Source organism: Gammaproteobacteria bacterium, from assembly GCA_003696665.1.
In the GTDB taxonomy this organism is placed as follows: domain Bacteria; phylum Pseudomonadota; class Gammaproteobacteria; order Enterobacterales.
The window spans coordinates 1-1,896 of sequence record RFGJ01000614.1 but is presented as its reverse complement, the minus strand read 5'-3'; the positions used below and the strand labels follow the sequence as shown (position 1 = coordinate 1,896).

The 1,896-nt window shown below is 47.0% G+C and carries 2 protein-coding genes; one reads left to right on the top strand and one right to left on the bottom strand.

Features of this window, described 5'->3' with window-relative positions:
• Nucleotides 1-137: 137 nt before the first annotated feature.
• Nucleotides 138-980: a hypothetical protein gene (locus D6694_14915; GenBank protein RMH34912.1), complete on the top strand. Its 843-nt coding sequence runs from the start codon at nucleotides 138-140 to the stop codon at nucleotides 978-980.
• On the opposite strand, the gene D6694_14910 is transcribed toward D6694_14915, so the two are convergent.
• On the bottom strand, nucleotides 977-1,896 hold a 920-nt coding region (locus tag D6694_14910; protein ID RMH34911.1), incomplete at its 5' end, for a site-specific DNA-methyltransferase. The genes D6694_14915 and D6694_14910 overlap by 4 nt on opposite strands.

Here is a 1,896-nt window from a genome sequence, read left to right as displayed (position 1 = left end):
ATGCGACGGCCGAGGAGCTGCAGCATGGGCATGTGCATGGCCCGGGTGGCCATCACCACTGAGCTTTGCCGATCGCGAATGAAGAAGCCGCCTTATGGCCAAGCCGTTTACTCATAGAGTTGAATCGATGGCGCTTTATGCGCCCTCGATTTTTGTTTACTGTTGCGGATTCTAGGAGGGTGGGTATGAGGATTGTTGCTGAGTATTCCTTTAATGGCGGCGACCAGATCAAAACAAAAAAGCAACGTCTATATGGCGAAGTCGTGGAAGCTATACGGGCGGTAGATGCACATTCATTGGAAAAGAAGACAAGCAAAGAAAAGACAATGAACGGGGTGGAGCTGTATTCACCCATTGAAATGAACAAAGCCATAAAAGATGAGTTGGGTGCAAAGGGGTGGGAGCCTGTCAAAATCCCTTGTCAATATGATCTGATTTCGGATGAAGTTTGCCAACTAGCGCAAGTTGCAGATGAAATTCTTAAATGCAGAGCCAAGTTTAAGACTCAAAGGTTAATGGTCGAGTTTATTGCTGAAAAGCTCAGCGGATGTGAAGACCTGCCATTCAAGATCAAATCCCCTCAAGCTGTCTTAAAAACATTGAAAGAAAAGGGCCTGGTTTGCTGCAACCGGGGAAATAACCGCTTCTCTTTCGGAAAGGATATGCAGACGGAGGATTTGGCTCCCCTGCTAACCCTTGACTTTGTTGGCTATCGTGAAATGGATTTTGTCAAAGACAAAGTTGGTGTTGAGGTACAGTTCGGCAAGTACTCTTTCATGGTGTATAATGTATGCGCCAAAATGACCATTTTTAAGAAAATGGGGCATATAGAGTATGGAATCGAGATAGTCCCGACCAAGGAACTCCAAAAGGAAATGTCCACAGGAGTTTCCTTCTATGAACAGTTTGTTTGGGACCTGGAGCAAAGGGGGGTGTCGAATATAGACATCCCCGTGCTAGTGATCGGAATAGCTCCCTAAGCCCGTTTCTCCTGTTGCCATTCAATCGGAACCTGAGATACCTTTTCAGTTCCCTTGGGCTTGAAAACCTGAGTCCCAATCTCACGAACTTTGAGCTGGCCGGAGAGCAACATTTCCAACCTTTGCTTTGCGATCCGACAGTAATCGGCTTCCTTGTCCACGCAAATCACCCTGCGTTTGCGCCTAATGCCTGCCAATAAGGTTGTGCCAACCCCTCCAAATGGGTCAAGGATCAAGTCGTCCTCATCGGTGAGCGCCAACACGCACCGTTCAACAAGCTCGACGGGGAATTGGCAAGGGTGTTCGGTCTTTTCTGGATGGTTCGCCTTTACGTTGGGAATGTCGATCATTCCTTTTTCCCATTCCTGAGCAATGATTTCCCACACATCCGAAGGGTTCTTGCCAAGCGGATTACCGCTGGGCTGCCCTTTCTTTTCGCCTTTGTAGTGGCGCTTTCCTGGATACTTTGAAGGAACCCTTACCGCATCGAGGTTAAATACATAGTCATCCCCTTTGGTAAACCAAAGCAGAGTTTCATAGCGCCCAGAAAACCGAGTTTTTGCATGCAGTCCGTGTCCAAAATGCCAGATGATTCTATTGCGTAGTTTGAGGCCCAGCTTCTTGAAGATGGGATAAAAATATATGTCGAGGGGAAAGACCTCTTTATCCTTGATGTAATTTCCAACCTGCCAGCAGATGCTACCGTTTTCATCCAGCTTCTCCACAAGCCGCTCAATAACTTCGGTTTGCCACCCTAGATAGGTTTCAAGATCGGTCGCTCGCTCATAGGCTTTTCCGATGTTATAGGGCGGTGATGAGATAATCATTCTTACACTTGCGTCAGGAATCTCATTGCATGCTTCTTCAATGGTTTTATTGAGAACCATCGCTTTTGCGTTGGGAGTGAACTTTTCTT